The sequence below is a fragment of the Streptomyces sp. NPDC060194 genome, from assembly GCF_042728285.1.
Lineage (GTDB): Bacteria > Actinomycetota > Actinomycetes > Streptomycetales > Streptomycetaceae > Streptomyces.
Window position 1 is genome coordinate 1 of the sequence record NZ_JBHWZH010000245.1, and the last position, 4,723, is coordinate 4,723.

At 71.9% G+C, this 4,723-nt stretch carries 6 protein-coding genes; all 6 read left to right on the top strand.

The window, feature by feature from the left end:
• Positions 1-107 precede the first annotated feature (107 nt).
• Complete coding sequence (locus tag ACFWEG_RS28280; RefSeq protein WP_387220760.1) at positions 108-758, top strand: HAD family hydrolase; 651 nt, start codon at positions 108-110, stop codon at positions 756-758.
• Between the two features lie 44 nt (positions 759-802).
• Positions 803-2,065 carry an MFS transporter gene (locus ACFWEG_RS28285; protein WP_387220763.1) on the top strand — a complete coding sequence of 421 codons (1,263 nt, stop codon included), beginning with the start codon at positions 803-805 and terminating at the stop codon, positions 2,063-2,065.
• Positions 2,016-3,194 (top strand): acetoin utilization protein AcuC, encoded by a 1,179-nt coding sequence (locus ACFWEG_RS28290; protein ID WP_387220765.1) that lies wholly within the window; start codon positions 2,016-2,018, stop codon positions 3,192-3,194. Before ACFWEG_RS28285 ends, ACFWEG_RS28290 begins: the two co-directional genes overlap by 50 nt.
• A 100-nt stretch (positions 3,195-3,294) precedes the next feature.
• Complete coding sequence (locus tag ACFWEG_RS28295) at positions 3,295-4,110, top strand: phosphatase (protein WP_387220767.1); 816 nt, start codon at positions 3,295-3,297, stop codon at positions 4,108-4,110.
• Positions 4,111-4,239: 129 nt separating this feature from the next.
• Positions 4,240-4,449, top strand: a complete 210-nt coding sequence (locus ACFWEG_RS28300) for a helix-turn-helix domain-containing protein (RefSeq protein ID WP_093781815.1) — start codon at positions 4,240-4,242, stop codon at positions 4,447-4,449.
• A 118-nt stretch (positions 4,450-4,567) separates the two neighbouring features.
• Complete coding sequence (locus tag ACFWEG_RS28305; RefSeq protein ID WP_003948845.1) at positions 4,568-4,666, top strand: 30S ribosomal protein bS22; 99 nt, start codon at positions 4,568-4,570, stop codon at positions 4,664-4,666.
• Positions 4,667-4,723: the final 57 nt, after the last annotated feature.

Here is a 4,723-nt window from a genome sequence, read left to right on the forward strand (position 1 = left end):
ATGGTACTGCAGGGGGGACCCTGTGGGAGAGTAGGACGCCGCCGAACAAATTGTGAGAAAACCCCCGCACCACAGGTGCGGGGGTTTTCTGCGTTTAGGGTCGGGACATGCGCTACGACCTGATCATCTTCGACAACGATGGCGTCCTCGTGGACAGCGAGCCCCTGGCGAACACCGTGCTGGCCGCCTACCTCACCGAGATCGGCCACCCGACCACGTACGAGGACTCGCTGCGGGACTACATGGGGGGCGCGCTGCACCGCATCCACGACACCGTCCGCGAGCGCACCGGGCAGGAGCTGCCGGCCGACTTCGGGGACGAGCTCCTGCGGCGGACGCTGGTGGTTTTCGAGCGCGAGCTCGAGCCGGTCGACGGTGTCGTCACCGTGATGGAGACGCTGGAGGCGGAGGGTGTGCCCTACTGCCTGGCGTCGTCCGGTCGCCACGAGCGGATCGCCGCGGGGCACCGGCAGACCGGGCTCGACCGGTGGTTCCGGACGGACAGGGGGAACGTGTTCAGCGCGGAGGACGTCGGGCGCGGGAAGCCGGCGCCGGACCTCTTCCTGCACGCCGCCGAACGGATGGGCGCGGCTCCCGAGCGGTGCGTCGTCGTCGAGGACAGTCCGCTCGGGGTCCAGGCGGCCGTCGCGGCCGGGATGGACGTGTACGGGTTCACGGTCATGGCGGGCAAGGCCGATCTGCCGGGCGCCACCGGGTACTTCGGTCACATGGACGAGCTTTTGACATTGCTTGCCTAGACCGGTCTACCCAGCGGTGGCGGCCCGCCCCTACTGTCGCGGCCATGATTCCCGACCGCCTGCGGCACGGCAGGGCCTCGCTCGGATGCGCGTTCCTCGTCCAGGGCGTCGCCTTCGCCCTGCTCGTGACCCGGATCCCGGCCATCCAGGACCGCTACGGGGTCTCGGACGCGTTGCTGCCGGCGTTCCTGGCGGCGGTGCCGGTACTCGCCGGGATCGGAAGCGTCGGCGCCGAGAGGCTCGTGCGGCGGACGAACGCCCGCTTCGTGCTGCGGTGGGCGCAGCCCGTCGTGCTGCTGGCCCTGCTCGGGGCCGGAGCCGGGAGCCGAATGGTGGAACTGGCGCTGGCGCTGGCGGTGTTCGGGCTCGCGGTCGGTGCCCTTGACGCCTCGATGAACATGCTGGGCGTCGGGCTCGAGCGCGCCTACGGGCGCAGCATCATGCTCGGCTTCCACGCGGCCTACAGCCTCGGCGGCATCGCGGGCGCCTCGCTCGCCTGGGCCGGCGCCCACTGGGACCTCTCACTGGTCGCCTCGTACGCGCCGGTCGTCGTGGTGATGCTGCCGGCTGTCCTGCTGGCCAGTCGGTGGTACACGGACGGCGGTCCCGTGGAGAGGGCCGCCGGGGAGGGCGGTCCCGCCGGTGCCGAGGCGGAGGTCCAGAACGGCGCCCCGGGCATCGGCTTCCGCCTGCTGCTGCCCCTCTGCCTGGTGATGGCCTTCGCCTACATCGGGGACGCGACCGTCTCCAACTGGAGCGCGAAGTACCTGCAGGACGTGCTCGGCGGTTCCGAGGAGGCCGCGACCCTCCCGTACAACGCGTACATGGTGACGACGCTCGTCGGAAGGGCGGTCGGGGACGTGGGGGTGCGGCGGTTCGGCGCGGTCGCGGTGGCCCGGGCGGGGGCCGTGCTCGGGGCGTTCGGGTTCCTGATGGTCGCCGTGGCGCCGGGAGTGTGGGCGGGTGTCGCGGGGTTCACCGTCCTCGGGCTCGGGCTGTGCGTGATCGTGCCGCAGACCTTCGCCGCCGCGGGGCGGCTCGCCGCCCGCAGCGGCCGGCCGGGGGACGTCGGCTCCGCCGTCGCGCGGCTCAACGTCTTCAACTACGTGGGGTTCCTGATCGGGTCGCCCCTGGTCGGTGTCGTCGGCGATCTCTGGAGCTACCGCTGGGCGATGCTCGTCCCGGCCGTCCTCACCCTCATGACCTTGCTGTACGCCCGCTCGTTCGCGGACGGCGCCGCCCGATACGGTGGCTGGCATGAGCGGGCGCGCGCAGCTGATGTGGGACCAGGCGGTCACGGGCTATGACTTCGGTGACGGGCATCCGATGGATCCCGTCCGGCTGGAGCTGACCCGCAGGCTCGTCGGGGCCTTCGGCCTCGACGAGGGCCAGGGGCTGAAGGTGGTGGCCGGCCGGCCCGCCGGGGACTCGACGCTGCGGCTCGTCCACCGGGCGGACTACGTGTCGGCGGTCAAGGCGGCCTCCGCCGATCCGGCGGTCGCCGACGCGGGCTACGGGCTCGGGACCGTGGACGACCCGGCCTTCGCCGGCATGCACGAGGTCTCCGCGTTGATCGCCGGGCAGTCGGTGGGGGCCGCGGAGGCCGTGTGGCGCGGCGAGGCGGACCACGCGGTCAACTTCGCCGGCGGACTGCACCACGCCATGCCGGGCTCCGCCGCCGGCTTCTGCGTCTACAACGACGCGGCGCTCGCCGTCGCTCGGCTGCTCGAGCTGGGCGCCCAGCGGGTCGTGTACGTGGATGTCGACGTGCACCACGGGGACGGGGTGCAGGCGGCGTTCTGGGAGGACCCGCGGGTCCTGACGGTCTCGCTGCACGAGCACCCCCGCACGCTGTTCCCCCAGACCGGCTGGCCCGAGGAGACGGGTGCCAGGAGCGCGGAGGGCGGGGCCGTCAACGTGGCGCTGCCCGCCGGGACCGGCGACGAGGGCTGGCTGCGGGCCTTCCACGCGGTGGTGCCCGAGGTGGTGGCGGCGTTCCGGCCGCAGGTCCTGGTGACGCAGCACGGGGCCGACACGCACTTCGAGGACCCGCTGGCGCACCTGGCGGTGTCCCTCGACGCCCAGCGGGCGGTCCAGGAGGCCTGCCACGAGCTCGCGCACGAGCACGCCGACGGCCGCTGGGTGGCGCTCGGCGGCGGTGGCTACGCGGTGGTCGACGTCGTTCCGCGGTCCTGGACGCACCTGGTGGGCATCGCGGCCCACAGGCCGGTGGAGCCGACCGCGATGGTGCCGGAGGAGTGGCGGGACCAGGCGTACGCGTTGACCAGGACCCGGGGTCCGCTGCGGATGACGGACGGGCGGTGGCCGGTGTCGTGGCGGTCCTGGGACGACGGGTACGACCCGGCGGACCGGCTGGACCAGGCGATCCTGGCGACCCGGCGGGCCGTCTTCCCGCTGCACGGGCTGCTGGCCTGAGCGGAGGGCGAACTCGGCCACGGCAGCCGGGTGTTACTCCGACAGGGGCCGGTTTCCGGGTTTCGGTGCGGCGGCGCGGCGGGTCCGGGAGCATCGGCATGTGCTGAGTCCCGGGGCGTTGCGCGCCCATCTCGTCGCCACCCGGCTGGCGGGGGAGGTCGCCACACCGCGCGAGGCCGGTCTGCGGAGCTACCGGCTGCTCGCGGCCGGGGACCCGCGGGTGCTGCTCGGCCTCGAACCCGACGGGCGGTGGGGCGAGGCCGACGTCCTGCGGCTGATGGCCGAGAGGTGCGGGGTGTCGGACGATCCCCGGCAGGTGGCCGGCGGCGACGTGATCGACCCGGAGCGGACCGTCGCGGCGCTCGACGCCTTCGCCGAACGGCTCGGCGAGGCGGCCGGCCGTCACGTTCCGGTACTGATCGGAACGGGGCACCCGCACCGTCTGCTGGGCTTCTACGCCGCGCTGGCAGACGCTTTGTCGACGGCGGGATGTGAGGTGCTCAGCCCGTCGCAGGGTGTATCTGTCGACATAACGACCCGGTTCGGCCTACGCAGGTACAACCTCGACTACGTACGGGGCGTCGCGTTCGTGCGGGAAGCCGCGGGGCGGGAACGCGGTGGTGCGCCGGGCGCGCACAGCCACTCGCCACTGCCGGTTCGGGTGGCCCTCGGGGGTGCGCTGGAGGCCGGCGGTCCGCTGCCGGGCCTTGTGATCGGAGACCACGGGTGGGTCTGCGGTGCAGGTCAGTTGGGGTTCGAGACGATCGGTCTGGCGGACACGGACGATCCCTCCCTGTTCGTGGGGGAGGCGGAGGGGCGGGTGTCCGTCGTCGTTCCGCTTGATGACGCTGTGCGGTCCTCTTACTACCGACCGCTTACTCGCTATGTACTCAAACGAGCGTGTCTGTCACGGTAGGCCTTGGAACGCAGCTCCTCTTCCCCACTCGCACCACACGCCCCTACTCTGGGGAGTGAGCGCACAGCGACGAAGCGTCACCGGAAGGGGAAGCCGGTGCCCGCCGCGTGCGGAAGGTTCAGGTGTGTCATGGCTGCTGGCGAGAGGCCTCTGAACGAGGTCCAGTTCCTTACCGTGGCGGAGGTCGCCTCGGTGATGCGAGTGTCCAAGATGACCGTGTACCGCTTGGTGCACAGCGGTCATCTGCCCGCGATCCGGGTCGGCAGGTCGTTCCGCGTCCCGGAGCAAGCGGTTCACGAGTACCTTCGCGAGTCGTACGTGGGGGTGGAGACGGCCTAGAGGGCCTCGCCGGCCCTCGGATTTAAGGCTCGGAGCTCGGGCGGGTAGGCTGGGCCGACGTAGGTCGTGTGGGCCCATGCAGCCCCGCACCGAGAGATGAGAAAAAGCGAGGGTTGTCGTGGGCTCTGTTATCAAGAAGCGGCGCAAGCGGATGGCGAAGAAGAAGCACCGCAAGCTGCTGAAGCGCACGCGCGTCCAGCGTCGCAACAAGAAGTAGGCGACCGCTGTCCGCAGCGAACCGGCCGTGGCCCCACCACTGAACAGTGGTGGGGCC

What these genes read in the sequence shown, in the direction of transcription:
- ACFWEG_RS28280 (WP_387220760.1), top strand. Translation starts at nt 108, where the DNA reads ATGCGCTACGACCTGATCATCTTCGACAACGATGGCGTCCTCGTGGAC.
- ACFWEG_RS28285 (WP_387220763.1), top strand. Translation starts at nt 803, where the DNA reads ATGATTCCCGACCGCCTGCGGCACGGCAGGGCCTCGCTCGGATGCGCG.
- ACFWEG_RS28290 (WP_387220765.1), top strand. Translation starts at nt 2,016, where the DNA reads ATGAGCGGGCGCGCGCAGCTGATGTGGGACCAGGCGGTCACGGGCTAT.
- ACFWEG_RS28300 (WP_093781815.1), top strand. Translation starts at nt 4,240, where the DNA reads ATGGCTGCTGGCGAGAGGCCTCTGAACGAGGTCCAGTTCCTTACCGTG.